The organism is Marisediminitalea lipolytica (assembly GCF_001758465.1).
Lineage (GTDB): Bacteria > Pseudomonadota > Gammaproteobacteria > Enterobacterales > Alteromonadaceae > Alteromonas > Alteromonas lipolytica.
Genome location: NZ_MJIC01000006.1, coordinates 79,574 through 105,667, shown reverse-complemented (window position 1 = coordinate 105,667; position 26,094 = coordinate 79,574). Strand labels below are relative to the sequence as shown.

Annotated in this window: 26 protein-coding genes; 5 read left to right on the top strand and 21 right to left on the bottom strand. The window is 49.5% G+C overall.

Annotated elements, in window-relative coordinates; all coding sequences use genetic code 11:
• Positions 1-61: 61 nt before the first annotated feature.
• Positions 62-592, top strand: a complete 531-nt coding sequence (locus BFC17_RS03410) for a gluconokinase (protein ID WP_070175062.1) — start codon at positions 62-64, stop codon at positions 590-592.
• On the opposite strand, the gene BFC17_RS03405 is transcribed toward BFC17_RS03410, so the two are convergent.
• From BFC17_RS03405 to yceD, 17 genes are all read right to left on the bottom strand, one after another.
• A complete protein-coding gene (locus BFC17_RS03405) occupies positions 589-1,584 on the bottom strand; it encodes a substrate-binding domain-containing protein (protein ID WP_070175061.1) in 996 nt (331 codons plus the stop codon). The genes BFC17_RS03410 and BFC17_RS03405 overlap by 4 nt on opposite strands.
• 133 nt (positions 1,585-1,717) lie before the next feature.
• Entirely contained in the window at positions 1,718-3,181 is a 1,464-nt protein-coding gene (locus BFC17_RS03400) for a serine hydrolase domain-containing protein (protein ID WP_070175060.1), read from the bottom strand.
• 18 nt (positions 3,182-3,199) lie between these two features.
• On the bottom strand, positions 3,200-3,721 hold the full coding sequence (locus BFC17_RS03395; protein WP_070175059.1) for an O-acetyl-ADP-ribose deacetylase: 522 nt from the start codon (positions 3,719-3,721) through the stop codon (positions 3,200-3,202).
• Positions 3,722-3,824: 103 nt separating this feature from the next.
• A complete protein-coding gene (locus BFC17_RS03390) occupies positions 3,825-4,391 on the bottom strand; it encodes a pyridoxamine 5'-phosphate oxidase family protein (protein WP_070175058.1) in 567 nt (188 codons plus the stop codon).
• A gap of 2 nt (positions 4,392-4,393) precedes the next feature.
• A complete protein-coding gene (locus tag BFC17_RS03385) occupies positions 4,394-5,170 on the bottom strand; it encodes a TatD family hydrolase (protein ID WP_070175057.1) in 777 nt (258 codons plus the stop codon).
• 11 nt (positions 5,171-5,181) lie between these two features.
• On the bottom strand, positions 5,182-6,066 hold the full coding sequence (gene holB, locus BFC17_RS03380; RefSeq protein ID WP_070175056.1) for a DNA polymerase III subunit delta': 885 nt from the start codon (positions 6,064-6,066) through the stop codon (positions 5,182-5,184).
• Complete coding sequence (gene tmk / locus BFC17_RS03375; RefSeq protein WP_070175055.1) at positions 6,060-6,680, bottom strand: dTMP kinase; 621 nt, start codon at positions 6,678-6,680, stop codon at positions 6,060-6,062. The genes holB and tmk overlap by 7 nt, the downstream gene beginning before the upstream one ends.
• Positions 6,681-7,712: an endolytic transglycosylase MltG gene (gene mltG, locus BFC17_RS03370; protein WP_070175054.1), complete on the bottom strand. Its 1,032-nt coding sequence runs from the start codon at positions 7,710-7,712 to the stop codon at positions 6,681-6,683. It lies immediately after the preceding gene.
• Positions 7,702-8,529, bottom strand: a complete 828-nt coding sequence (gene pabC, locus BFC17_RS03365) for an aminodeoxychorismate lyase (RefSeq protein ID WP_070175053.1) — start codon at positions 8,527-8,529, stop codon at positions 7,702-7,704. The genes mltG and pabC overlap by 11 nt, the downstream gene beginning before the upstream one ends.
• A 146-nt stretch (positions 8,530-8,675) precedes the next feature.
• A complete protein-coding gene (fabF, locus tag BFC17_RS03360; protein ID WP_070175052.1) occupies positions 8,676-9,914 on the bottom strand; it encodes a beta-ketoacyl-ACP synthase II in 1,239 nt (412 codons plus the stop codon).
• A 132-nt stretch (positions 9,915-10,046) separates the two neighbouring features.
• Complete coding sequence (gene acpP / locus BFC17_RS03355) at positions 10,047-10,286, bottom strand: acyl carrier protein (RefSeq protein WP_018981476.1); 240 nt, start codon at positions 10,284-10,286, stop codon at positions 10,047-10,049.
• Between the two features lie 205 nt (positions 10,287-10,491).
• Positions 10,492-11,232 (bottom strand): 3-oxoacyl-ACP reductase FabG, encoded by a 741-nt coding sequence (gene fabG / locus BFC17_RS03350; RefSeq protein WP_070175051.1) that lies wholly within the window; start codon positions 11,230-11,232, stop codon positions 10,492-10,494.
• Between the two features lie 16 nt (positions 11,233-11,248).
• Positions 11,249-12,181 (bottom strand): ACP S-malonyltransferase, encoded by a 933-nt coding sequence (gene fabD / locus BFC17_RS03345; protein WP_070175050.1) that lies wholly within the window; start codon positions 12,179-12,181, stop codon positions 11,249-11,251.
• Positions 12,182-12,242: 61 nt separating this feature from the next.
• The gene (locus BFC17_RS03340; RefSeq protein WP_070175049.1) at positions 12,243-13,208 is read right to left on the bottom strand and encodes a beta-ketoacyl-ACP synthase III; all 966 of its coding nucleotides are present in this window, start codon (positions 13,206-13,208) and stop codon (positions 12,243-12,245) included.
• The gene (plsX, locus tag BFC17_RS03335) at positions 13,205-14,230 is read right to left on the bottom strand and encodes a phosphate acyltransferase PlsX (RefSeq protein ID WP_070175048.1); all 1,026 of its coding nucleotides are present in this window, start codon (positions 14,228-14,230) and stop codon (positions 13,205-13,207) included. Before plsX ends, BFC17_RS03340 begins: the two co-directional genes overlap by 4 nt.
• 18 nt (positions 14,231-14,248) lie before the next feature.
• Entirely contained in the window at positions 14,249-14,419 is a 171-nt protein-coding gene (rpmF, locus tag BFC17_RS03330; RefSeq protein ID WP_070175047.1) for a 50S ribosomal protein L32, read from the bottom strand.
• Positions 14,420-14,422: 3 nt separating this feature from the next.
• A complete protein-coding gene (yceD, locus tag BFC17_RS03325; protein ID WP_070175046.1) occupies positions 14,423-14,950 on the bottom strand; it encodes a 23S rRNA accumulation protein YceD in 528 nt (175 codons plus the stop codon).
• Between the two features lie 141 nt (positions 14,951-15,091).
• Between yceD and BFC17_RS03320 the strand changes: the two genes are divergently transcribed.
• Positions 15,092-15,712: a Maf family protein gene (locus BFC17_RS03320; protein ID WP_070175045.1), complete on the top strand. Its 621-nt coding sequence runs from the start codon at positions 15,092-15,094 to the stop codon at positions 15,710-15,712.
• Here BFC17_RS03320 and BFC17_RS03315 read toward each other — a convergent pair.
• Together BFC17_RS03315 and rluC are read right to left on the bottom strand one after the other, a co-directional pair.
• Positions 15,692-16,351 (bottom strand): HAD family hydrolase, encoded by a 660-nt coding sequence (locus BFC17_RS03315; protein ID WP_070175044.1) that lies wholly within the window; start codon positions 16,349-16,351, stop codon positions 15,692-15,694. The genes BFC17_RS03320 and BFC17_RS03315 overlap by 21 nt on opposite strands.
• A gap of 12 nt (positions 16,352-16,363) precedes the next feature.
• Entirely contained in the window at positions 16,364-17,347 is a 984-nt protein-coding gene (gene rluC, locus BFC17_RS03310; RefSeq protein ID WP_070175043.1) for a 23S rRNA pseudouridine(955/2504/2580) synthase RluC, read from the bottom strand.
• Positions 17,348-18,026: 679 nt separating this feature from the next.
• On the opposite strand from rluC, the gene rne reads away from it, so the two are divergent.
• The 3 genes from rne (at position 18,027) to BFC17_RS03295 (ending at position 24,262) form a co-directional block, all read left to right on the top strand.
• A complete protein-coding gene (gene rne / locus BFC17_RS03305; protein ID WP_070175042.1) occupies positions 18,027-21,170 on the top strand; it encodes a ribonuclease E in 3,144 nt (1,047 codons plus the stop codon).
• Positions 21,171-21,232: 62 nt separating this feature from the next.
• Positions 21,233-22,228 (top strand): phosphotransferase, encoded by a 996-nt coding sequence (locus BFC17_RS03300; RefSeq protein ID WP_070175041.1) that lies wholly within the window; start codon positions 21,233-21,235, stop codon positions 22,226-22,228.
• Between the two features lie 144 nt (positions 22,229-22,372).
• Positions 22,373-24,262, top strand: coding sequence for a DUF885 domain-containing protein (locus BFC17_RS03295; RefSeq protein WP_070175040.1), 1,890 nt, complete (start codon positions 22,373-22,375; stop codon positions 24,260-24,262).
• A gap of 46 nt (positions 24,263-24,308) precedes the next feature.
• On the opposite strand, the gene BFC17_RS03290 is transcribed toward BFC17_RS03295, so the two are convergent.
• A complete protein-coding gene (locus tag BFC17_RS03290) occupies positions 24,309-25,112 on the bottom strand; it encodes a DODA-type extradiol aromatic ring-opening family dioxygenase (RefSeq protein ID WP_070175039.1) in 804 nt (267 codons plus the stop codon).
• An 8-nt stretch (positions 25,113-25,120) separates the two neighbouring features.
• A complete protein-coding gene (locus tag BFC17_RS03285) occupies positions 25,121-26,065 on the bottom strand; it encodes a glutathione S-transferase family protein (protein WP_070175038.1) in 945 nt (314 codons plus the stop codon).
• Between the last annotated feature and the right edge of the window lie 29 nt (positions 26,066-26,094).

The window sequence follows — 26,094 nt, the reverse complement described above, 5'->3', positions numbered from 1 at the left end:
CTAGAATGTTACGCATAACATAAAGAAAAACATCTTTTTAACAAAAACGCAAGTAGACCTTATGACAAACATCGACTTACTCCCTTCCCCTGGGTGCATTATCATTATGGGGGTAAGCGGAAGTGGCAAAAGCACTCTGGGTGAGCGACTGGCAACCGTGTTAGGTGCCCGTTTTATTGACGGCGATGATTTGCACCCGCAACATAACATAGCAAAAATGTCCCGGGGAGAAGCCCTTACTGATAGCGATAGAGCGCCCTGGTTAAGTGCTATCGCGGCACGGGCTCAGCAACTTATTGAACAGTCTGTCTCGTCCGTTATTGTCTGTTCAGCACTAAAAAGGGACTATCGCGATAGCTTCAGAGCCCACATTTCCAACCTGCGTTTTGTTTTTTTAGACGGTGATTTTGACTTAATAAAAGCAAGAATGTTGGCGCGAGAAGGTCATTTTATGCAGGCAGAGATGCTGCAAAGTCAGTTTGATACGCTGGAGCGACCGGATAAATCTGAGCGGGATATTATTTCCGCCGATATTTCACTTCCCATAGACACGCTGGTGACAACCGTAGCCGACCATCTCAGCGCCGGCTAACCCAGCGAATGGCCATCGGTGTATGAAAAGCCCAAATCGAACAGTTTTTCTTTGCGTGGTTTGCCATTGATCACATCAATAATCAGACGTGCACTCTTAATGCCGATGGCCTGTCTGGGCGTAACAACACTGGTTAAGGGTGGCTGCATAGTCAGCCCGATATCGAGTCCGTTGTAGCCCATCACCGCCAGATCGTCAGGCACGCGAATACCTGCATTCTGACAAAACTGCATTGCCCCCACGGCTAAATCGTCGTTGGTGCAAAAAATACCATCCAGCCGGTCAAAGGTATCCAGCGCCTGTTTTAACAGGCTTCCCCCCTGAGAAAAGCTTGATTGGAAAGGCGTTGCCACAATCTGCGGCGTCAGGCCGGCTTCCCACATGGCCTGTTCATAACCCTGCTGACGTAACATGGTTCGCCGATCCAGGCGCGCCGCAAGATACACAATTCTGCGTTTGTTACTTTTTATCATCCGACTGACTGCATCAAATGCAGCTGCTTTGTGGTCTAGCCCCACCACCATGTCCAGGGGGGACTCGGGTAATTCCATGCACTCTACCACCGGGATCCCCGCCTGCTTCAACATTGTCCGGGTTCTTTCGGTATGCTCAGTTTCACACAAAATAAGGCCATCCACCTGATAAGACAGTAACATTTCGATTTTGCGTTCTTCAATGTGAGGATCATAACCAGAATGGGCGAGTAGAATATCAAAGGCTTCAGCATTGGTAATCGTTTCGATACCATCGACCAACGCCGAGAAAACCTGATTAGACAAAGACGGTATCACTACGCCGACAGTCCGGCTCAGCGCTTTTGACATAAGTGCTGGCGCGCGATTGTGTATGTATCCCGACTGCTTAACCGCCTGGGCAATTTTTTCCCGGGTCGCCGGGGCAACCTTCTCCGGCGTACGGAAATAGCGGGATACCGTCATTTTGGTAATCCCGAGCTGGTCGGCGATGTCTTGCAGCGAGGCGCGATTTGTCATTGATATAAAGGGTCTGAAGCCATTCAGCCGTGTATGTTACTCGTAACATTTATAATAACAACAGTCGCTGTGATTACCAGCTTAAATACCCTTCTATTTGCGCGCCCCGAATATTTGTGCGACAAAACCGCGACTATTGCGGATTTAACAGTTGCTGCAGTCTGGTCTGACTGTTTTCGCACCAAAAACAATCCTGTGCAGGCTTTAGCTGTAACGCTCGCTTAAACGCACTCTTTGCCGCCTCAGCCTGGCCACTCTCAAAATAGGCTTCGCCCAGACTATCCCACAGATTACCGTCATCAGAGAATAGTTCGACATTTAACGATAACAAGGCTATCGCATCGGCGAACAGCTGCTGATCCAGTAATCTCAGACCGGCCCGGTTTAAAATGCGCTTGTCATCAACCCGGCTGATGAAGGTTTTTTGTAAAACGGCTTTTTTATGCAGCGCGTTACCGGCAGTGGTTACCGATTTGCGTACTATTTCGCTGGTCAGTCCGCGGGTAAATTCAGGTAAGGGTTCTTGTTCAAACAGGTATTGCTCAATATAGAATGGCACAGCCATGGTACTTTCAACCATGGCATTAGAGGCGAACAGGATCAGCGACTGTTCATCGGGAAACCAGCGAAAATCAAAATAAAACACGCCATTTGAACCATTATGGCCAATAAATCGCGTATCACGGGGCGTTTTCATGATCGCCCAGCCGTAGCCGTAGTGACTGCTCCCCTCCTCATCTTCAGCAACGTGGGGGGAAAACAGCTGCTGACGGTACTGATCTTTTAAAATACGGTTAGTTTGCAACGCCTGTGACCACAAATACATATCGTTAAGGGTCGATAATATCCCGCCATTCCCTTTCAGGGGCCAGGCAATGGCAGCATCAGCAAAATACCGATCCCGGGTGCTACCGGTGTCGGCTTCACCAAATAAATACCCTGCCGCAGCGGGTTCTTGTCTGAGTTCCGGCTTAAGATAACCGGTGTGTTGCATTCCTGCCGGGGCGAATAAAGCAGATTGAACATAGCTTTCGTAGGGTTGACCACTTACCAGCTCAATAATTCTGGCCAGAATACTGTAACCGGCATTGGAGTAGGCATAGCCCTCACCGGGTGCAAAATACAGCGGTTCGTTGAATAACCGCGCAAAAAAAGTCTGGGTGGGGATATGTTCAAAATCCCTGGCGCCGATACCGTTAGCGATTCCCGCGGAATGCGACAGTAACTGATGCAGGGTAATTCCCTGTTTGTCTGGTGGGACATCGGCGAAAAAATCAGCCAGTGTCATGCTGGTGGTTAATTTACCTTGCTGCGCCAGATGCATTATCGCCGCCGCCGTAAATTGTTTGGTAACGGAACCGATATCAAACAGCGTCTCTGCCGTTACCGGCAAATGCGCATCACGAACCGCAAGGCCATAGCCCTGATTAAGGCGAACATCGCCCGCTTCTACCACCAGAACCGCACCACTGAAACCATTAGCAACGGAATCCTGCAAATACTTATCGAGTGTGGCAAATCGATCATCCGGGGCTGCTACTGCAAAATGCAGACTGAACATAGCCAGAATGGCAAAAATAAACCTAAGGTAGCTCACAATTATCTCCGTAACATCTTATTGCTGTTGAGCCTGAGTTTGCTGCCACTGGTTAACAAAACACGCATAAAGTGACTGTTCAAACAGGTAAAACGATATCGCTAACTGGCTGCTAAAAGAATTACAGGTGTTAACGGCAATGCGCGCCGCCTCATCGTGCGGGTAACCATAAACACCACAGGAAATGGCAGGAAAAGCAATACTGCGACACCCCTGACTAATAGCCAGCTCGCAACTACGCCGATAAGCGTTAGCCAGCGTTTCGGCTGGTGATGGATCGTTATGATATACAGGCCCAACGGTGTGGATGACATAGCGACAGGGAAGATTACCGCTGATTGTTAACCGCGCCTCCCCCGGTGGACATCGCATACCTGCCGTTACCGGCAAACTGCGGCAAGCTTTGAGCAGTTCTGGTCCTGCTGCATGATGAATCGCGCCGTCAACACCGCCGCCGCCAAGTAACGACGGATTCGCTGCATTTACAATAGCATCGACTGCGGCCGTGGTGATGTCACCCAGGATAAATTTGATCGCCATAAGAAGTCCCTTCTCAGGATGAGATTATCCTGTTGAGAATGCCATCGGCTCAGGAGATTTTCAAAACCCTATTGTTACAGAATATGTTTTTAGCTGCGAAGTGCTATGGGATCAGTGCCTCAGCGTGCCAGTCACCGTCATGCTGTGTAAAATAATAACGGGTTTGTGGATTGCCTCGCAGATTCAGGTAATCAACCGACGTTACCGTTAATGCCAGCACGCAAAAATGCGGCGGCACAACTTCGGTATCAGCACTGTGATCGACCAGTGAACGTTTAGGATGGGCACGTTTGGTGCCGGGCTCCCCCCACAAAAACTGCTGCCTGGCGCTAACCGACAATCGCTGCCAGTGATGCTGGCATAAAGACAGTGCGCTATCCGGCGTTTCCACCCGGGCGGTTACGGCCAAACGATATTGCTCGCGGGTTTTGCTAAAGTACCAGCAAATGCTGGCCTGTGGATTCAACTTTAGCTCAGGTACTTTGCAGTTGCGTGAATCAGTAACCACCCACAGCAGGGCCTCCGCATCGTCAAATCCGCGGCACACCACCGTACGATTTTGCGGGCAGCCGTTTTCATCCACGGTGGCAAGCTGGAAATAGCGACTTTCTGGTAAGTCACGGGTTTTATCCAGGCTTTTTAATAACCAGGTACGCCAGTCAGCCAACATGCTTACCCGTTTGCCTTAATAGCAGAGAATAACCGGTAGAAGTTGGCCGTTGTTGCCGCTGCCAGTTCAGCAACGGTAATTCCCCGCAGCTCAGCAATAAATTCTGCAACTTCCACAACATAGCCGGGCTGATTCGGTTTACCACGATGTGGCACGGGGGCCAGCCACGGCGAATCAGTCTCAATTAGCAAGCGGTCCAGCGGAATAGCTTTGGTGACCGCCTGTAACTCTGCTGCTGATTTGAATGTCACAATGCCAGAAATGGAAATATAAAAACCCAGCTCCATAGCCGCTTTTGCCATGGGTAAATCTTCGGTAAAGCAGTGCAATACACCAATAGTGTGTTCTGCCTTATATTGCTTCAGCAACGCAATGGTATCTTCACGGGCATCGCGGGTATGAATAATGAGTGGTTTGCCCGTTTCATTGGCCACTTTAATATGATCAATAAAAGATTGAATTTGTACTTCACGGGTATCTTCGCTGTAAAAGTAGTCCAGGCCGGTTTCGCCAATGGCAACCACTTTGTCACTGCTTGCTGCTGCCAGCAAAGTTTCGTAGTCACAAGCATCTTCCTGGTGCAACGGGTGCACGCCACAGGAGACTGACACGTCATCAAAACCACTGACTGTACTGAGCATCTGCGGGTAATCTTTTACCGATACCGATACACATAAAAAATGTTCAACACCGCGCTGGCGGGCGAAGGCCAGTGTTTGGCTGAGTTCTTCGCTGTTTTGTTTTAACCGGTCGAGATGACAATGAGAATCTACAAACAACAATAAGCTCCTTAAGCTTGTTTTAACAAAGAAAAAATCTGACTGAGTAACAGAACTTTATTGACGCCCGGATGACGTACCCGGACTGCAAAGGCGATACAATGCTGATAGCGCTGTAAATCTTCTTTACGCTGCGTTTTACAATATTGATCATGGAAATACTGCTGGCACCAGCTAATGACTTGTTCGGCCTGCTCCTGCCACTTACCGGCAACTTCCGTTACGTCCTGATTATTGCCCAGCAATGCTTCCAGGCCATCGACAAACTCACGGTAACTCAGCGTCGACTCGTCGCTAAGGGCTTCAGCAACTCTCAGCGGCGCGTTTCCGTAGGCATTTAGCAATGCGTTATCGACTTCGGTGTGTCCCTGGGATGCTAACCACTGTAAACTTTGCGCAGGCGAAGGCGTGGCAATAACATGTTTTTCACACCGACTCAGGATGGTGGGCAACAACCCGGCGATCCGATGGGTAAGCAGCAACAAATAAGTATTATCCGTTGGCTCTTCGAGGGTTTTTAACAGCGCGTTGGAAGCTGCTTCTGTCATTCGCTCCGCTGCGGGGATGATTAACACCTTATGCCGGCCAATTTGGGCTGTAGTATTCAGCTTACCAATGGCTTCACGTATCGCATCCACCCCCAGTAGCTTTTCGCTTTCCAGTACGTAGCGATCCGGGTGATTCCCCGCGTTAATCAGTTTACAGCTCTGGCACTCACCACAAGCCCCCTGCCCGCTGGGATGCAGGCATAAGATAGTTTGTAGCAAGGCATCAGCCAGCTCGCGCTTGCCCACGCCCTGTGGACCGCTGAGCAGAATACCATGATGCAGGCTATTGCGCTGAAAACGCTCTATCAGTTGTTGAAAACGGTTTTCCAACCACGGCAACATCAGCATGAAAGATAATGCTCCAACGCTTTACGTACATCACTGTGCACATCAGCCATGGGCTGCATCGCATTAATGGTGATGATGCTGTCGTCGGCGCCGGCCAGCTCAAGATAACGAGCCCGGGTTCGTTCAAAAAAGCCCAGTCCCGCCAGTTCTATACGGTCAAGTTCACCGCGACCGCGGGCACGTTCCAGTCCAACCGCCGGTTCGACATCCAGGTACAGGGTTAAATCCGGTTTAAAACCTTTTAGCGTAATATCGCGTAATGCCACCAATGTATCTGCATCAATTTGCCGGCCGCCGCCCTGATAAGCCTGCGATGACAAATCATGACGATCGCCGATAACCCAGCTATTGTCAGCCAATGCGGGTTTGATGACATTGGCCAACAGTTGTGCCCGCGCGGCGTACATCAGCATGAGCTCGGTTTCTTCCACCACCGTTTCCTGCCAGTTTTGTTTTACGCATTCGCGAATGGCTTCAGCCATTGGCGTACCGCCTGGCTCTCTGGTGGTTACCGTTGAGTGGCCCTGGGCCTTAACCGCAGATTCTACCAGTGCAATCACTGAACTCTTACCGGCCCCTTCAAGGCCTTCAACGACAATAAACTTACCTGCCATTTAGGGTTGTCCGTCCTTTCGGTTTAGCTGGAACTCTCGTACCGCTTTGTTATGTTCTTCTAATGTCGCAGAGAACTGATGACTACCATCGCCCCGGGCAACAAAGTATAAATCGGAAGTCAGCGCAGGCTGCAGCGCTGCATCTATAGCAACCCGGCCAATCATCGCAATGGGGCCTGGCGGCAATCCTTTATGTACGTAGGTATTATACGGTGTGTCCTCGCGCAAATGCTGACGGGTAAGATTGCCATCAAAACGCTCACCGAGGCCGTAAATCACCGTCGGATCCGTCTGTAGTCGCATATTACGTTCTAACCGGTTTACAAATACGCCCGCAATGCGCGCTCGCTCGGAAGCCAGCGCGGTTTCTTTTTCGATAATAGAAGCCATGGTCAGCACTTCAACCGGTTTGCTATATGGCAATCCCGGCTCGCGCTGCGCCCATTCAGCCAGCAAATATTGCTGCATGGCCACCGACGCACGGCGTAAAATATCGCTGGCCCTGGTGTTTTGGGTAAAATGATAGGTATCAGCCAGTAACAGGCCATCCGGCCCTGACAAAGGGTGAGGACTGTATTGCTGCCAGTCTTTTATCAATTCGCCTGCCAGTGACGCGCCATCAGCTTCAATATCCTGCTTGAGTCGGGGATGAGCAGCAAGCGCCGCCAGCCACTGCCGATAGGTTTGCCCCTCAATCAGACTGATTTCGAACTGGACTTCTTCACCCCGGGATAACACGCCAAATACCTCAGCCATCGTCATATCCGGGGAAATAGAATAAGTGCCCGCCAGTATAGGCTGCCCGCCATAAATAAATTTAAGCCACAATCTGGCGGCTAAAGACGGCATAGGCAACCAGCCATTGCGGTCAAACTCTCTCACCGTTTCGATTGCCCCTTGCCCCTGCGGCAGACTGTAAAGCACTGGCGCTGTAAGCAAAAGCGGCCGTTCAAACTGTTGAAAGAGCCAGACTGCAGAGGCTATTCCCGCACCTGCTAACAGGATTAACCCAATACAAAGGTTACGCAGCACCGTATTCTCCTGCGTATAGCGGCTTTAGCGTGTCCCACAAGCTCAGTACCGGTGCAACAGCCAGCTCACGACTCGCTGCCCCAATGGTAAGACGTTGTACTGGTACAACCTGCATCAGTGCATTAGAAAGGAACATCGCATCAGCATCGGCTACCTCAGACAGCGACATGGCGACTTCCTGAACAGGGACAGACTGGGCTAAGATGAACTGGCGCATCACGCCATTAACACCCGCGTGCTCTAACCCAGCGGTATACCAATGCCCCTCTTTCAACCAGAACAGATTGGCTGCACTGGCTTCAATCACCGTGCTGTTCTCATCGGTGACAATGGCATCATCATACGGCGAATTGGCCAGTGCACGTTTGATTAGCACCTGCTCTAAACGATTGGCATGCTTAAGCCCGGCGAGTAAAGGTTGTCTGGCCAGATTGACTCCGACGCTACCAAGGTGAATGCCCTGTTGCTGCCATTGTTGATAAAAAGCCGGAATTTCGTGCCAGCTAACGGCGACTGTTAACGCTGATTGCTCAGGTCGCGCATAGCCTCGCCCGCCCTGGCCGGCACCGATTAGCAGTTTTAAAACGCCATCCTGACGCTGTTTAAGCGCGCTTTGAATGACTTGCCGCACCGCGTTTTCTGCAACTGACAAACCAAGGGCAGCGCCGTCGTTAACCAGCCTTGCAATATGCCGGTTTAACAATGCTACTTTGCCGTCTTTTACGCTCATAGTGGTAAAAACACCGTCGCCATAGTTGGCCAAACGGTCATTCAGTGCAAATTGTTGAAGTGGAGCCAGTCCATTGGGGTCAGTCATACTACACGTTCAGCGGCTAAGATTAAGAATTATCGGAGGGCTATTGTATCAGTAATTCCATGAATACCAACCCGCGAGGTGTGATGGATAACCGGGCAAAATAAAAAGGGAGCCAGCGGCTCCCCTTCTTAACAGACTGAAATGGCTTAAGGGCGCTTGAAAATCAAGCTGCCGTTGGTGCCACCAAATCCAAAAGAGTTACACAGGGCATACTCTTCTTCAAAGGCTTTGGCTTTATGCGCAACAAAGTCCAGATCGCAACCTTCGCCCGGCTCATCCAGGTTAATGGTTGGCGGTGCTAATCTGTCACGCAGCGCCAGAATAGTGAAAATCGCTTCTACCGAACCGGCTGCGCCAAGTAAGTGACCAGTCATCGACTTGGTTGAGCTAACCAGTACTTTATAAGCATGGTCGCCAAAAACGCTCTTCACTGCTGATACTTCGGCAATATCACCGGCTGGCGTAGAGGTGCCATGGGCATTGATATAACCAATCAGAGTCGGATCGATCTTAGCATCGTTAATCGCATGCACCATAGACGCAGCCGCGCCTTCACCATTTTCTGGTGGTGAAGTCATGTGATACGCATCACCGCTCATACCAAAACCGACCAGCTCAGCATAAATGGTAGCACCACGAGCCACTGCGGCTTCGTACTCTTCCAGCATGACTACACCTGCGCCTTCGCCCATAACAAAACCGTCACGGTCTTTGTCCCATGGACGACTGGCTTGTTGTGGTGCATCGTTGCGTGAAGACAACGCCCGGGCAGAGGCAAAGCCTGCCATGCCCAACGGCGTAATAGATGCTTCTGCGCCACCGGCTAGCATGGCATCAGCATCGCCATAGGCAATCGTCCGCGCCGCTACACCAATATTGTGTACACCTGTAGTACAAGCGGTAACAATATTCAGGTTAGGTCCTTTCAAGCCTTCCATGATCGAAAGAAAACCAGAAATCATGTTGGTAATGGTTGAAGGCACGAAGAATGGTGAAACCCGACGAGGACCACTGTTAACCAGCTTGCTGTGGTTTTCCTCGATGAGCTCAAGACCACCAATACCAGAACCAATCGCAACGCCTACACGCGCAGCGTTGTCAGCGGTAACCTCAAGACCGGAATCCTGTAATGCCTGCTTACCAGCAGCAATACCTAACTGGATAAAGCGGTCCATCTTCTTGGTTTCTTTTTTATCGATATACTCTTGCGGATCAAAATCATTGATTTGACCAGCAAAGCGGGTGGAATAGTTACTGCAATCGAAATGGGTGATGTCGCCAATCCCGCTTTCGCCAGCCAGAATTCGGCGCCAGGTTTTGTCTGTCGACAAGCCTAAGGGAGACAGCATACCCAAGCCAGTAACCACTACGCGACGTTTTGTCACAGTATGTCCTCGCATTGGAACTAATCAGAATAAATTACCCGTGACAACTCAGGATTGAGTAATGAAATGGTCACGGAATACATACGAAAACGGCTCCGTTACAGAGCCGTTTTTCATCGCTTAAAAAGAGGCTTACGCGTCTTTGTTAGCGTTGATGTAGTCGATTGCAGACTGAACAGTAGTGATTTTCTCTGCTTCTTCGTCTGGAATCTCAGTGTCGAATTCTTCTTCCAACGCCATTACTAACTCAACAGTGTCAAGTGAATCAGCGCCCAGATCATCAACAAAAGATGCTTCGGATTTTACTTCTTCTTCTTTAACACCAAGCTGCTCAACGATGATTTTTTTTACGCGCTCTTCAATGTTACTCATAATTCTAGGTTTCCCTTAACGTCACTAGATACAAAAAAATTGTCGCTAGTTTATTTTGCAAAATAATCGCTTGCAAGCGACCAGTAGGAACAATCCATCTGGTCAAACCAGCAACGAACCAAGTTTAATCAACAAGATTTTAACATTCAAGGCTTTCTCTGTCTGTGTGTCAATGCAAATATGCAAAATTTGACACAAAGTAGAATTAGCCCATGTACATTCCACCATTTACATGGATAGTCTCACCAGAGATGTACGCCGCACCGTCGCTCACCAGGAACGCCACTGTTGCTGCCACTTCTTCTGGCTGACCTAAACGATTCGCCGGAATATCTTTGAAAATGGCTTCACGTTGCTCATCGCTCAGGGCTTTAGTCATATCGGTATCGATAAAGCCTGGCGCTACAACATTCACCGTAATCCCACGCGAAGCAACCTCACGTGCCAATGATTTAGAAAAACCAATCACACCGGCTTTTGCCGCTGCGTAGTTAGCCTGACCTGCATTACCAGAGCTGCCCACTACTGAGCCAACATTCACGATGCGGCCAAAACGTTTCTTCATCATTCCACGCAAAACGGCTTTTGACAATGAAAAGATAGACGTCAGGTTGGTGTCGATAATCGCCTGCCATTCTTCGTCTTTCATTCTCATTAACAGATTATCACGTGTGATACCTGCATTATTGATCAGGATCTCTACCGGACCAAATTCTTCAGTAATGGCTTTGATCAGTCCGTCAACGGCACCTTCTTCGGTCACGTTGAGCTTCATACCTTTACCGCCGGATGCTGCCAGGTATTCTGTAATCGCTGCAGCGCCGCTATCGCTGGTTGCTGTGCCAATCACTACCGCACCCTGCGCTGCTAACTGCGTAGCAACAGCTTTACCAATTCCACGGCTAGCGCCGGTTACCAGGGCAATTTTACCTTGTAAATCGCTCATTGAAAAAAGATTCCTATTATTCTGCCTGCCAGGAAGCCAGGGTATCCGGCGTATTGACAGCAATATAATTAACAGATTTTACGATACGTTTGCCAAGCCCGGTAAGCACTTTCCCCGGACCCACTTCAATAACGGTATCAATACCTTCCGCGGCCAAAAACTCAATGGTTTTGGTCCATTGTACCGGACAATAAAGCTGACGAACCAACGCATTACGAATACCGTCTGGTTCAGATTCAACCGCTACGTCTACGTTATTGATAACTTTTACCGCTGGCGTAGCCATCGCGATGTTTTCCAGCTTGTCATCCAGGTGATCCGCCGCCGGGCGCATCAGTTCACAGTGTGAAGGCACGCTTACTGCCAGTGGCAATGCGCGTTTGGCGCCGGCTTCTTTACAGGCGTTAGCCGCTTGCTCAGCGGCATTTTTCTCACCAGCGATAACTACCTGACCAGGTGAGTTAAAGTTAACCGGTGATACCACATCACCAGTGGCAACAGCGGTTTGCTGGCAAATTTCAGCAATGCTGTCGTCATCCAGGCCAATAATGGCGTACATCGCGCCAGCACCAGCAGGCACAGCCTGCTGCATAAACTCACCGCGCGCTTCAACCAGTTTAACGGCTTCAGCAAAGTCCAGTGCACCAGCACAAACCAGTGCAGAATATTCACCTAAGCTGTGACCTGCCATGTATTCTGGTGCTATACCCTGCGCTTCAAGCAGACGGTAAATAGCCACACTGGCAGTTAATAACGCAGGCTGCGTTACCTGAGTTTCATTCAGTTTGTTATCCGGGTCGTTTTGCACCACGTCCCATAAATCATACCCCAGCGCTTCAGAGGCTTGCGCAAAGGTGTCGAGAATAGACGGATGAACGTCGGCCAGCTCCTTGAGCATGCCAACCGCTTGAGAACCCTGTCCAGGGAACACACAGGCGATACGAGTCATAAAGCATCCTTATAATTGTTCTAATACAGGTGTTGTCGGCAGACAAACCATCCTGGCGTTGTTAGTACCTAACTAAAGCAGAAGCCCAGGCAAAACCACCGCCGAATGCTTCCAGCAATAAATGTTGTCCACGTTTGATGCGGCCATCACGGATTGCCTCATCCAGCGCAGTTGGGACCGTAGCCGCTGATGTATTGCCGTATTTTTCCAGCGTCAGCACAACCTGATCCAGCGACATATCCAGTTTTTTGGCGGTCGCTTTAATAATTCTAAAGTTGGCTTGATGCGGCACTAACCAGTCCAGATCGCTTTTCTGCATGTTGTTGGCAGTCAGCGTTTGCTCGACGATTTCAGATAATTTGGTTACGGCCACACGAAATACTTCGTTGCCCTTCATGGAGCCCCAGTTTTCGTCGATGGACTGTGGATTCATTTTGTCCGGATTACCGATTTTCAGCAAGTCCCCGTAAGAACCCGCCGCATTAATGTGGGTAGATAAAATACCCGGCTCATCACTGGCTTCAATAATCGTCGCACCCGCTGCATCACCAAACAGGATGACCATAGTGCGGTCAGCCGGGTTGATATGGCGGCTCAGACAATCTGAACCGACCACCAGGATACGTTTAGCCATACCACTTTTTATGTACTGATCGGCAATACTTAATGCATAGCAGTAACCCGCACAAGCGGCGGCCACGTCAAAGGCCGGGATGTTATCAATGTTGAGGATATTTTGGATTTCACAAGCAGTGCTTGGCAAAGCATGGCGGCCGGAGGTTGTCGCACATACTATCATATCCAGAGAGGAAGCCTCGATACCAGCGGCCTCAAGCGCCTTTTTACTGGCTTCTGCCCCCATAGTCGCAGCGGTTTCATCTGCACCAATAATTCTGCGTTCTTTAATGCCAGTGCGGTCAGTGATCCATTCGTCACTGGTGTCCACCATCAACTCTAAATCGGCATTTGTACGTACGTCGCTAGGATAATAGCTACCCGTACCAATTATACGAGAGTATTTGCTCAAAGTTGCTCCAATAAAACGGTTTCTATTCTACTTTTTATTTTTTCAGGCACGTTTATCTCAGCTTCTTGCTTGGCCTGCAATATTGCGTAATAAAACGCCTCCGCTGAGGCATTGCCGTGACTCTTGATAACAATGCCGCGCAATCCTAACAGACTGGCCCCATTATACTGGTCGGGGTTCACACGATTGTAAACTGTTTTTAGTAAGGGTAAGGCGATTCGCGCCATCATCCGGCTAAAAAAGTTAGCCTGCGACTGACGTTTTACTTCATTAATTACCAGCTTCGCAAGTCCCTCACAGGACTTCAGCGCAATATTGCCGGTAAAACCGTCGGTAACTACCACATCGGCAGAGTCGGTAAAGATGTCATCACCTTCCACATAGCCGATATAGTTTATGCCTTTGGCGTTACGAAACAACTGGTCGGCATATTTAACCTGAGCATTCCCTTTTATATCTTCTTCGCCAACGTTTAATAATGCCACCCGCGGCGACTGCACTCCGCTTAACTGTTCGGCCAGAACCGATCCCATCACTCCATACTGAAACAAAATTTCAGAGGTGCAGTTAACGTTGGCACCCAGGTCGAGTAAAAATACCCGGTGATGACCGGCAGTTGGCATGTCAGAAACCAGCGCAGGCCTGTCGATACCTGGCAAGGTTTTAAGCAAATAAAAGGACATGGTTAACAGCGCGCCGGTATTTCCCGCACTCACGCAGGCATCGGCTTCTCCAGACTCAACCAGCTGCAGTGCACTCCACATCGATGATTGCTTTTTATTACGTAATGCAGATGTGGGCGCTTCGCCCATTTCCACCACTTGCGCACAATGACGCACGACAACACGGTCGCGTTGCTGCGGTGTCAGGTTTTCCAGAGCGGGAAGAATAACGTTCTCATCACCGCACAAAATAAATTTAGTATCGGTAATGGACTGAATAGCTTTTTGAACAGCGGATAGAATAACAGGGGGGCCATGATCGCCCCCCATGATATCTAACGCAATGGTTAGTTTAGACAAAATGTCAGCACCAGTAACTTAGTTACCGATAACTTTTTTGCCTTTGTAGTAACCATCAGCGGTCACGTGGTGACGGCGGTGTGTTTCACCCGACGTTGCATCGACAGACAAAGTCGCGCCTGTCAACGCATCGTGTGAACGACGCATGCCGCGCTTACTACGCGTTTTACGATTTTGTTGTACTGCCATAACTTACTCCTGGTCTCGCTTAAGTTCTTTCAAAACCGCGAAAGGGTTTGGTTGCTTCTGTTCCGGTTCAATCTCGCCAAACTGCATATCGTCACTGGAGACTGCACACGCTTCCTCTGCATGAAAGGGTACAATCGGTAACGACAAAATCAGCTCGTCTTCAAATAATTGAAGAAGATTGACTTCTCCGTGGTCGCCGACCTCTACCGGATCATAGGCATCGGGTAATGCTTCTGCGTCTTGTTGTCCCTGCACCGGACTAAAACAAAAATCAACATGAAGCGGACAATCAAATGCCTCGTTACACCGTTGACAGAGTAAAACCACCGCGGTGTCCAGAGTGCCGTGAAAAACAGTAAGACCCTGCGCGTCTTTTTTGAACTGCACTTTCACTTCAACCCATTCGTCACTACTGACAACGGAACCCATAAGTCGTTCCATGTCTTTGGTCGCAATGACACCCTCATAATCTGAGCGTTTCAGCGCGCTTTTGACCGGTTCAACCTGGTGCGGTAATTTCACTTTCTGCATAGGGCGCGCATATTATAGCGTCAGCCCTTTACTGTCAAAGGATTAATCGTTTTTTTACCAATCTGGCAAATTCCGCTAAACTCTGTGCCGATTCCCTTGTTATAAAGGGGTTTATAACATGACGACAGAAATATAATAATCATGACAGCACCCAGAATTATCCTTGCTTCGTCCTCAGCTTACCGCAGGGCCCAATTAGCTAATATTGGTTTTCAGGTTCCGGGCATCAGCCCTAATATCGATGAAACCGCAAAACCCAACGAAACACCTCAGGATTTAGCCTGCCGCTTGTCACTGGAAAAAGCCCGTGCCGTTGGCAGCGATTACCCTGACGCCGTTATTATTGGCGGCGACCAGGTGGCTACAGTAACCGATGGCGCAGGTAAACAGCATATTCTTGGCAAACCCGGTACGCTGGATAAAGCCATGGAGCAGCTCGAACTTTGTTCTGGTAATAAAGTGCGGTTTATTACGGCACTGAGTTTGGTGCATGAGGCCGGCCAGCGTGAACAAACGCAGTTTGAAGATGTATTTGTTACCTTTTCTACCCTGAGCGACTCTGTGATCGAGCGCTATTTATTAAAAGAACAACCCTACGACTGTGCCGGCAGTTTTAAAGCAGAAGGCGCCGGCGTACTGTTGTTCGACCGTATCGACTCAAGGGACCCGAATACCCTGATTGGCCTGCCCGTAATGTTACTGCGTGATATGCTGGCAAACTGGCAAATCAATTTGCTCGATTTAACTTTCAGCCATTATTAAGCGGTGCAGCTCGTCAATGCTGTGCACAATAGCTTTAGGGTGATGTTTAGCCAGGTTCACTGCGGCATGCACGCCATAGCTCACCCCTACCCGGTCCATGCCAATCGCCTGGGCCATTTGCATGTCGTAGGTAGTATCACCAATCATCAGTGCCTGTCCGGCAGAAAGCCCCTGCTCGGCCAGCAATTGTAACAACATATCCGGCGACGGCTTGGAGTCTGCTTCATCGGCGCAGCGCGACGTAGTAAAAAAATGCCCGGTACCGGTTTGCTCCCAGGCCCGGTTTAATCCCCGCCGGGCTTTACCGGTAGCGACTGCCAGTTTGTATCCGGCTGTGGTTAAATCGCTCAGCATGGCTTCAACACCATCGAACAACGGGCAAGGCGTGGTATCAGCGCCCAGATACACTTCTTTGTAGGCCAGCGTTAATCGCTCGGCCAGCTCATCATCGTCAGTATTAAACAGCTGCTTAATGGCTGGCTTTAAACTAATACCGATAATATGACTCACCGCTGCGGCGGTGGGAACGGTTACCCCGCAACGCTGCGCGGCTTTTTGCATACAACTGACAATTTTGGCTGCTGAATCCATCAGCGTGCCATCCCAGTCAAAAATGATGAGTTCGTACTGCCTGGTCATAATAATCCGTCGTTATTTTTTAAGCGCATTGACTGTATGGCTGAGTTGCTCGTCGTAGGGGGCCGTAAAGGTCACCACCTCTTCTGTATTCGGATGCGTAAGGCGTAAACTCGCCGCGTGTAAAAACAAGCGGTTGAGACCGACAGCCTTCATTTTCTTGTCAAACTCCGCATCACCATATTTATCGTCACAGGCAATAGGGTGCCCGGCATGTAAACAATGCACTCTGATTTGATGGGTACGCCCGGTAATTGGTGACGCCTCCACCAGGGTCGCATTGTCAAATTGTTGCAGAATACGGTAGCGGGTTTCAGACGGCTTGCCTTGTTCCGAGACGCTGACCAGCCTTTCGCCGGATTGCAAAATGTTTTTCTGCAAAGGCGCTTTAACCTTAAATCGATTTTGCGGCCACTGCCCGGCTACCAGCGCATGATAGCGTTTGTCCATCTGGCTGTTACGCAGTTGCTCGTGCATATGACGCAGTGCTGAGCGTTTTTTAGCCACTAAAATACAGCCGGAAGTATCACGGTCCAGTCGATGTACCAATTCCATAAATTTAGCATCGGGTCTTAATGCTCGCAGACCTTCGATTAAGCCAAAGCTCAAACCACTACCGCCGTGAACCGCAAGGCCAGAGGGTTTGTTAAACACAATAAGGTGATTGTCTTCAAACAAAATATGCTGTTCGAGACTGGCTATTCTTTCAAGTTTTGGTGAAGGCAATTCGGGCGTTTCACTTACCCGCACCGGGGGGATCCGAATGATATCGCCCGCGGCCAGTTTATATTCGGGTTTAACCCGCTTTTTATTCACCCGCACCTCACCTTTTCGCAAAATACGATAAATAAGGCTTTTCGGTACCCCTTTAAGATAAGTACGTAAAAAGTTATCGACACGTTGACCGGCCAAATCAGGCTCGGCCTCTACAATTTGCACCTGGGAGGTTGCAGGAGTGGTTTCTTGTGATGTCACGGCAGAAGGATCGGATGTTTTCATGGCCGCGATTCTACCGTATTTGAACCGGACATTCACTTACTGCACGCGGAATAAAGCAAATTGGCCCGGCGTAAGACTGACAAACAGCCCTAAAAGCGCCTCTTGCCGGCATTTACCCAAGTAAATTAACTTCCGGCAGCTCGTATTACTTGCCTATTTCTTCGCTTTGGTGCGATAATCAATTTGTTTTAACTGACACAACACTGAGAACTAACACTGACAAGTGTTTGACAGACTCGTTGTTAGAATAACGTTAAACTAAAATGTGAAACAACCGGTCGCAGAGTCTGTATTGCTGTTTAGCCCCCGCCGCTTGCGGAATTATCATACGGGTGAGTTGAGTAATACAACGTGCGTTGATGAAGAATCACGTAGCTGAAAACTTGCGACAATGGCAAAAATAATTTGCCGTTTAGTTATACAGAATTGAATTGACATTGATTCACTGAGCAACGAAGTTTTGCTCGGTGATCACCAAAAAAGATGAATCAGGGCCGTCGTTCCCGACACCCAATAAAGACAGAAACGCTTTTTTTAAGAAGTAAAAAGCGAATAGAATCAAGGGTAATACGACAATACAACAGGATCCCTGCCCAACGAGAGGTTGCGCGGTGAGGTTTTGCACAGTCACTTTAATTGTGTATCTGAACGGCTGTAAGAAGAAACAGAGTTAGATACAATGAAAAGAATGCTAATCAACGCAACGCAACAAGAAGAGTTGCGTGTTGCCCTGGTAGACGGGCAACGTTTATATGATTTAGATATAGAGAGTCCCGGACACGAGCAGAAAAAAGCCAATATTTACAAAGGTAAAATCACCCGCGTAGAGCCAAGCTTGGAAGCGGCTTTTGTAGACTATGGCGCTGAACGCCACGGATTCCTCCCTCTAAAAGAAATCGCCCGCACGTATTTCCCCAAAAACTACAAGCTTGACGGCCGTCCGAACATTAAAGATGTTATCAAGGAAGGTCAGGAAGTTATTGTTCAAATCGACAAGGAAGAACGCGGTCAGAAAGGCGCTGCCCTGACTACATTCTTATCACTGGCCGGTAGTTATCTGGTATTAATGCCTAACAATCCGCGCGCCGGTGGTATTTCCCGTCGTATCGATGGTGATGAGCGTACTGACCTTAAAGCCGCCTTATCCAAACTGGACCTGCCAGATGGCATGGGCCTTATCGTACGTACTGCCGGTGTTGGCAAATCCTACGAGGAACTGGATTGGGATTTACGGGTACTACTGACCCACTGGGAAGCCATTTCAAAAGTAGCAGAAGAGCGCCCTGCACCGTTCCTTATCCACCAGGAAAGTAACGTTATTGTTCGCGCCATTCGCGATTATTTACGCCGTGACGTAGGTGAAATTCTGATTGATAAACAGCGTGTTTACGAGCAGGCCCTGCAACACATTGAACTGGTACGCCCTGATTTCGCAAGCCGCGTAAAACTGTACAAAGGCGATGTACCACTGTTCAGCCATTACCAAATCGAAAGCCAGATTGAATCTGCCTTTGAACGGGAAGTACGCTTACCTTCCGGTGGTTCGATTGTTATCGACCCAACTGAAGCACTGACCTCTATTGACATCAACTCTGCCCGCGCAACCAAGGGTGGTGATATCGAAGAAACAGCCCTGAATACCAACCTCGAAGCGGCAGATGAAATCGCCCGTCAGTTACGTCTGCGTGACTTAGGTGGCCTGGTCGTTATCGACTTTATCGATATGACCCCGGTTAAACACCAGCGCGAAGTAGAAAACCGTATTAAGGATGCCGTTAAACCAGACCGCGCACGGGTTCAGCTTGGTCGTATTTCGCGTTTCGGATTGCTGGAAATGTCCCGTCAGCGCCTGCGTCCTTCGCTGGGTGAATCTGCGCACAATGTATGCCCGCGCTGTTCTGGTCATGGTACGGTTCGTGGAACAGAATCCCTGGCACTATCGATTCTGCGTATTCTTGAAGAAGAAAGTATCAAGGACAATACCGGCCAGATTGAAGCTCAGTTACCCGTAGCTGTAGCGACTTACCTGCTTAATGAGAAGCGCAAGGCCGTTCAGAATATTGAGAAGCGTCATGGTGTCAGCCTGATCCTGATCCCAAATCCGAATCTGGAAACACCACACTATCAAATCGTTCGTCACCGTACGGATGACGTGATCACCGACGCCAGCTACAACATTGCGCTGGCAGAAGTGGAAAGCGAAGAAAAATCCAGTGGTGTAACCACGCCGGTCAAGCGTGAAGAGCCTGCTCTGCAGGGCTTAATTGCGCCTACCGCAGCACCGGTAGTAGCGCCAAAACCAGAAGAAAAACCAGTTGAAAAGAAAACCGGTTTATTGGCGGGACTGGGCAAATGGTTAGCCGGTTTATTCGCTTCAGAAGAAGAAGTAGTTGAAGAAAAGCCGAAGCCAAAACCACGTAACAATAACCAGAATAACCGTCGTCGTAATAACAATAACGACCGTCGCCGTAATAACCGTTCTGGTAAACCTCGTCGTAACGAAGGTAACGAAAAGCCAGCGGAACAACAAACCAACGAAAAGTCTGCGGATTCTGATAACCAGCGTCAGGACAGACCAAAGCAAACCCGTGGCCGTAATCGTTCACGTAACAAGCCGCAGTCTGATAAAGCCGATAAAGTTAACGAAGAAGCCGTTGAGTCTGCTGCTCAGGCTAAGGAAACCCAGGGCGAAACCGAAAAGCCAGCACGTAAAAAGCAGGTTAAAGAGCGTCGTCAGCGTCGTGAAATAAAAGGCAGTGTTCGTGCAGAAGGCGGTACTGACAAGCACCCGGTGCAAACCAAAGCAACTCAGGAAAAAGCTGAACAGAAAGCGGCTGAAGCCGCAGCTCAGACAATCGAGGAGCAAAAGGTTAACGATGCGCCGGTAGCTGCAGCAGTTGAAGAAACTGTCGCTACAGAAAACGTTGCCGCGCAAACCTCACCGGCGCCGGTTCAGAGTGAACAGGGCGAGGCCGAAAAGGTTGCCGCAGCGCAACCTGCGGCAGAAAGCCAGGAAGAGGCAAACCAGCAGGACGATGAAGACAAAGCCCGTGGCGATAAGGGCTCTCGTAGCCGTAGTCGTCGTTCGCCGCGTCACGCACGTGCCGCTGGTCAGCGTCGTAAGAAAGAAAAATCAGACGACGATAGCCAGCCGCAGCCAGCGCAGCAGGACGAGTTGCAGTTTGATACGCCTGCCGAACAACCTGCTCCGGTTAGCGAAGAAGCGGTTAGACCGGTTACTAACGAGCGCCCTGCTGAAACCGAAGAAGCACCTCAGCAGGTGGAAATCAACCTGGACACTGAAGTACAGACTGAACAGCCTGTAGCGCAAACCAGTACTGAAGAAGTGCAGGCAGCGCCAGAAGTTGCTGAGCAAGCGGCAACTGAAGATGCGCCGGCCGAAGCGCAGACCGAGGAAACTGAAGCAGCTGAACCGGTTGAAGAAACTACTTCTCAGGTAACTGAACCGGTTAGCGAAGAAGCGCCCGTTGCAGAAATTGAAGAAGTAACTGAAGTTGCAGCAGCAACTGAAGTTACGGAACCTGCGGTAACTGAAGAAGTTGAACAGCCTGTTGAAACGGTACAGTCAGCACCAGCTGAAACCGCTAAGGCCACGGTTGAGATGGCTCACAGTCTGGGTAAATTTAACGTATCTCACCCGATGACTAACCCGGCTACGGTGGAAGCATCAATGATTGAGGTGGCATTGACTGCCAGAGCAGACGAACAGCGTCCGGCGCTGACCGTGTCTGGTCGCATAGCAATCATTGGTAATGCCACTGCCAGCGCGTCGGCTCCAACGACACGCCCGGCCAGTCTGTAGGATACAACACAAAACCTGAGGGCCAGCCATGCTGGCCCTTTTTGTTTATAAGCACTGATTATATGACGACACCCGACCCAAAATTAGTTTTGTGGCTGCAAAGTCTGTTGGCAGATCCACAACTACAAGAGTTTGAATTGGTACAGTCACTGTGGAGTGATTTTGGTCAGTTGTTACGTTGTTACTCTCCTGCCCGGCAATCGCATCTTATTATCAAACTTATCCGCGAACCGGCTAGTTTTAAGCATCCCCGGGGCTGGAACAGTCAACACAGCCAGCAGCGGAAGTGGCGTTCCTATCAGATTGAGCAGCATTTTTACCAAAATTACGCAGCCAGATTAGCCTCTGACGCCAGGGTGGCAGAATTAATCGTCACCGATCAACAGCATGAAATAACTGTTCTGGTGTTAAGTGATCTTAATGAAGCGGGATTCCCTGTCCGTCATCACAGGTTAAATGCCAAAACATGTCGCCCTGTACTGGCCTGGTTAGCCGCCTTCCATGCCACCTTTATGCAGCAGCCTGCCGAAGGTTTATGGTCACAAGGTAGTTACTGGCATCTCGCTACGCGCCAGGATGAATATGATCAAATGGCAGATGGTCCGCTAAAGCAATATGCTGCACGGTTCGACCAGGCATTAAGGGAATGCCCGTACCAAACGCTGATACACGGTGATGCCAAGGTCGCTAATTTTTGCTTTAGTGAGGACGGAAAATCGGTGGCAGCCGTGGATTTTCAGTACGTCGGTGGCGGTACTGGTGTGCAGGACGTAGCTTACTTTCTGGGGAGCGTCATGTCTGATAACGAGCTAAGCCGCTATACAGACGATTGTTTAGCCTTTTATTTCGATCGGTTAAAAGAGGCGCTGGGCACAACAACAGATAGCGCGACGGCCAAAGACATATGCCAGCACTGGCAGGATTTGTATTGCGTGGCCAACGCGGATTTTCATCGCTTTCTGGCAGGCTGGAGCCCTTCTCACAGTAAAATTAATCCGGTGTTGCAAGATCAAACAGACCAGGCAATTGATTATGTCAGGAGGGCAACAACAGACTAATGTCTCTAGCAGCACAGCTGCTATCTTGCACCGGTTAATTTTTAATCTATACGATGCGTGATTAACATGTCATGATGACCATGCACTAAGCTGTTATGGTTTACCTATCCCTCCAGGGTTTGTTAATGACAAGGACAACGCGCTATGGACAGATTTAAGTTATTTTATAGTTCAGCACGATACACCGTACTTACCCTGCTGTGCAGCGTGACGATTCTGATAGCCTGCACACCGGCGCCGGATAACGAGCCCCCCGGTACGTCAACTGAACAGGTAGCACCCCTGTCAGAATCAGAACGATTAAACCTGTGGTTTGATGAGAAATATGAAGAACAGCTACAGTTTTCTCCTATTACCCTAACGATTCTTGGCCGAAAGGATCAATACGGCGAACTGGATGATGTATCGGAGAACGCCGAGGCCGAACAACTGGCCTGGCGGGCGGCTACGGTTAAAGAACTCAAGTCGCAATTTGATTATGCCCAGCTGTCTGATGATGCCCGCATTTCCTACGACCTGTGGCTTTATCAGTATGAAGCCGCTGTGGCACTGGCGCCGTTTAAGCGCCGGACGTATGTGTTTAATCAGATGATGGGGATACAATCTTTATTACCCACCGTGTTGATTAATTATCACAAGGTCGACGACCTTAGCGACTTAACCGCGTATATCTCACGATTACAACAAACCGGTCGGGTGATGGAACAGCTTATCGACCGTGCCAGGCTTGCTGCAGATGAAGGGGTGAAAGCGCCCTACTTTGCCTACGAAGGCGTTATCACACAGAGTAAAGCAGTAGTCACTGGCTTTCCGTTTGATCCGGACAGTGACACCGACGCCGCGATTTACGCCGATATCAAACAAAAAGCGAATCAATTGATTACCGATGGCAAGCTTGCTGCGGCACAGTTGGATGAGTATTTACGCCAGGCTCAGGAAGCGCTTATATCCAGCATGGGGCCGGCTTACACCGCATTAATCAACTGGTTTGACAATGACTTACCCAATCTCAGTAAAGACGCCAAAGGCGTGTGGTCACTCCCGGATGGTGAAGCTTACTACAATGCCATGCTGTTAAACTCCACCACCACTGCCATGACCGCCGAAGAAATTCATCAGTTGGGCCTCAGTGAAGTCGCCCGCCTGCGTGCAGAAATGGAACGGGTGAAAGAGAAGATGGGTTTTGCCGGTTCACTCAATGAATTTTTTGATTACAGCCGTTCTGATGTAAAGGATGAACGATTTTTCTATCCTGATACCGATGCTGGCCGTCAGGCCTATCTGGATGACTCCACGGCTTATATCAATCACATGAAAACCTTATTACCGGATTACTTTGGCCGCTTGCCCAAAGCCGATTTGGTGGTAAAACGGGTAGAAGCCTTTCGCGAAGAACCCGGCGCAGCGCAGCATTATTTCCCCAGTTCACCCGATGGCTCCACCCCCGGTGTCTATTACGTGCACCTGAGTGATATGACCATGATGCCAAAAAATGAACAGGAATCGGTGGCCTATCATGAGGGCGTACCCGGCCACCATATGCAGGTCGCCATCGCTCTGGAACTTGAAGAGGTTCCCACCTTTCGAACTCAGGCCGGTTTTACTGCTTATGTAGAAGGCTGGGCGCTTTACGCCGAGTTACTGGCAAAAGAAATGGGCGCCTATCAGGAACCATTATCCGATTTTGGTCGTCTGCATTCAGAAATGTGGCGGGCCATACGGTTAGTTCTCGATACCGGTATTCACGCTAAAGGCTGGACCGAACAGCAGGCCATAGATTACTTTATTGCCAATACCCCCATTGCAGAGGGTCAGGCAATATCAGAAGTAAGACGATATTTCGTGATGCCCGGGCAGGCCACCGCATACAAAATCGGTATGCTGAAAATACTCGAGTTACGTGAGCAAGCCCGCACAGCTTTGGGTGAGAAGTTTGACATCAAAGCCTTTCACGATCTGATATTAGGCGGTGGTGCGGTACCACTGAGTGTACTGCAACTAATGGTTGATCAGTGGATAGCCGCTCAACAATAACAACACACAGACACTCAGGTAAATCCTGAGTGTCTGCTCCCTGCACTTAACTAAACCAGCCAAAAGTGCCGGCTTGTTTGTTGATAACCACAACTGCATCCGATAAGTCGGCAGCCCTACCCGCTGCGCCATAGCAAACGTGCAGTGGGATAAGGTGTTCTTCACGAGGATGACAAAAACGGGCCCCCGGTGCCTGTTCCCAGTCTGTCAGCTTTTGCTGACGCTGAGTCTCACTCAGACTGGTATCTGACAGGACGTCCCTAAGCCAGGCTTCAAAGCCCTGATTAAGCGCCCGGCTTTGTGCCGTATCCGGCGCAAAGAACGCTCTCATGTTATGAAACGAAAAACCTGAACCCAGGATCAGCAGATCCTCATAATCGATATTGGCCAGCGCCTGGCCAATACGAATATGTTGGGCAGCATCCAGCGTGTTAACCAAAGACAATTGAATACACGGGATATCCGCCTGAGGATACATGATCTTTAACGGCACAAATACGCCATGATCCAGGCCACGCTTATTGTCTTCAGCCACCGGAATACCAGCCTGTTTGAGAGCATCTGCAACCTGATGCGCTAACTCTGGCTCACCAGGACAAGGATACTGAATACTGTAGGTTTCTGGTGGGAAACCATAGTAGTCATAAATTAACTCTGGTTTTGGACTGGTTGTGACCGTTGAGACCGACGCTTCCCAGTGGGCACTGACGATCAGTATCGCTTTGGGTCGGCGGATCCTGCCGGCTAAGTCAGCCAGGTGAGCTACCAGTGCCTGGTGACCCGGGTCACCCATTAAGGGCATTGGACCACCACCGTGCGAAATAAATAACGCTTGTTGTGTTGCTTGCATAGTGCCTCCTAAATTAGTGGGCCGCGGGGAACAATTCCATTGGGATTTAATGCCTTAATGGAATAATAACCGGCTTTAATATGATCAATATTCACCGTGTCTGCCATACCGTCAAGTTGCCAGATTCTGTGCATATAGGCATCCAGACCCGGCATTTGTTTAATCAGATTACGATTACATTTGAATATGCCGTGATAGGCCACGTCAAACCGGATCAGCGTAACAAAGGTACGGATATCGGTTTCGGTTATTTGCTCGCCAAACAGGTACGGGCGTCCATCACTTAATTGTGCTTCCAGTTTATCCAACATGGCAAACACATTGTTATAGGCTTCGTCGTAGGCTTCCTGACTCGAGGCGAATCCCGCCTGATACACACCATTATTTAACTGGCTGTAAATTTGTTCATTTAGTGCATCAATATCATTGGCCAGTGCCGCCGGATAAAGATCCGGGCCGGTATCAACCAGTTCTTTAAAGGCCGTATTCAACATCCTTACGATATCAGCTGACTCGTTATTAACAATGGTTTGCTGCTTTTTGTCCCACAACACCGGTACTGTCGCTCGTCCCGTAAAGTCCGGCGCGACTTTGGTGTATATCTCATGCATATAGGTAGCATGATTCAACTCATCGGTTGTCGCTCCAGGATAATCACCAAAACGCCATCCCTGATCGCTTAATCGCGGATTAACCACACTTACAGTAATCAAATCCTTCAGCCCTTTCAGCGCTCTGACAGCCAGCGCCCGTGAAGCCCACGGACAAATATAGGCAACGTATAAATGATAGCGATCGGCTTCGGCCTTAAAGCCACCGTCGCCGGTTGGTCCCGGCAAACCATCAGGCGTAATCCAGTGGCGAAAGGACGAAACCTGACGGATAAAACGACCGTCTTTGTCTTTTTTCTGCACCGGTTGCCAATCGGCATCCCATTTTCCATTCACTAACATAATATGCGCTCCTGTGTTGCTGCCAGGTT

Coding starts and splice junctions, on each gene's coding strand:
- BFC17_RS03410 (WP_070175062.1), top strand. CDS start 62: ATGACAAACATCGACTTACTCCCTTCCCCTGGGTGCATTATCATTATG.
- BFC17_RS03405 (WP_070175061.1), bottom strand. CDS start 1,584: ATGACAAATCGCGCCTCGCTGCAAGACATCGCCGACCAGCTCGGGATT.
- BFC17_RS03395 (WP_070175059.1), bottom strand. CDS start 3,721: ATGGCGATCAAATTTATCCTGGGTGACATCACCACGGCCGCAGTCGAT.
- BFC17_RS03390 (WP_070175058.1), bottom strand. CDS start 4,391: ATGTTGGCTGACTGGCGTACCTGGTTATTAAAAAGCCTGGATAAAACC.
- holB (WP_070175056.1), bottom strand. CDS start 6,066: ATGCTGATGTTGCCGTGGTTGGAAAACCGTTTTCAACAACTGATAGAG.
- tmk (WP_070175055.1), bottom strand. CDS start 6,680: ATGGCAGGTAAGTTTATTGTCGTTGAAGGCCTTGAAGGGGCCGGTAAG.
- pabC (WP_070175053.1), bottom strand. CDS start 8,529: ATGACTGACCCCAATGGACTGGCTCCACTTCAACAATTTGCACTGAAT.
- acpP (WP_018981476.1), bottom strand. CDS start 10,286: ATGAGTAACATTGAAGAGCGCGTAAAAAAAATCATCGTTGAGCAGCTT.
- fabG (WP_070175051.1), bottom strand. CDS start 11,232: ATGAGCGATTTACAAGGTAAAATTGCCCTGGTAACCGGCGCTAGCCGT.
- fabD (WP_070175050.1), bottom strand. CDS start 12,181: ATGACTCGTATCGCCTGTGTGTTCCCTGGACAGGGTTCTCAAGCGGTT.
- rpmF (WP_070175047.1), bottom strand. CDS start 14,419: ATGGCAGTACAACAAAATCGTAAAACGCGTAGTAAGCGCGGCATGCGT.
- yceD (WP_070175046.1), bottom strand. CDS start 14,950: ATGCAGAAAGTGAAATTACCGCACCAGGTTGAACCGGTCAAAAGCGCG.
- BFC17_RS03320 (WP_070175045.1), top strand. CDS start 15,092: ATGACAGCACCCAGAATTATCCTTGCTTCGTCCTCAGCTTACCGCAGG.
- BFC17_RS03315 (WP_070175044.1), bottom strand. CDS start 16,351: ATGACCAGGCAGTACGAACTCATCATTTTTGACTGGGATGGCACGCTG.
- rluC (WP_070175043.1), bottom strand. CDS start 17,347: ATGAAAACATCCGATCCTTCTGCCGTGACATCACAAGAAACCACTCCT.
- rne (WP_070175042.1), top strand. CDS start 18,027: ATGAAAAGAATGCTAATCAACGCAACGCAACAAGAAGAGTTGCGTGTT.
- BFC17_RS03300 (WP_070175041.1), top strand. CDS start 21,233: ATGACGACACCCGACCCAAAATTAGTTTTGTGGCTGCAAAGTCTGTTG.
- BFC17_RS03295 (WP_070175040.1), top strand. CDS start 22,373: ATGGACAGATTTAAGTTATTTTATAGTTCAGCACGATACACCGTACTT.
- BFC17_RS03290 (WP_070175039.1), bottom strand. CDS start 25,112: ATGCAAGCAACACAACAAGCGTTATTTATTTCGCACGGTGGTGGTCCA.
- BFC17_RS03285 (WP_070175038.1), bottom strand. CDS start 26,065: ATGTTAGTGAATGGAAAATGGGATGCCGATTGGCAACCGGTGCAGAAA.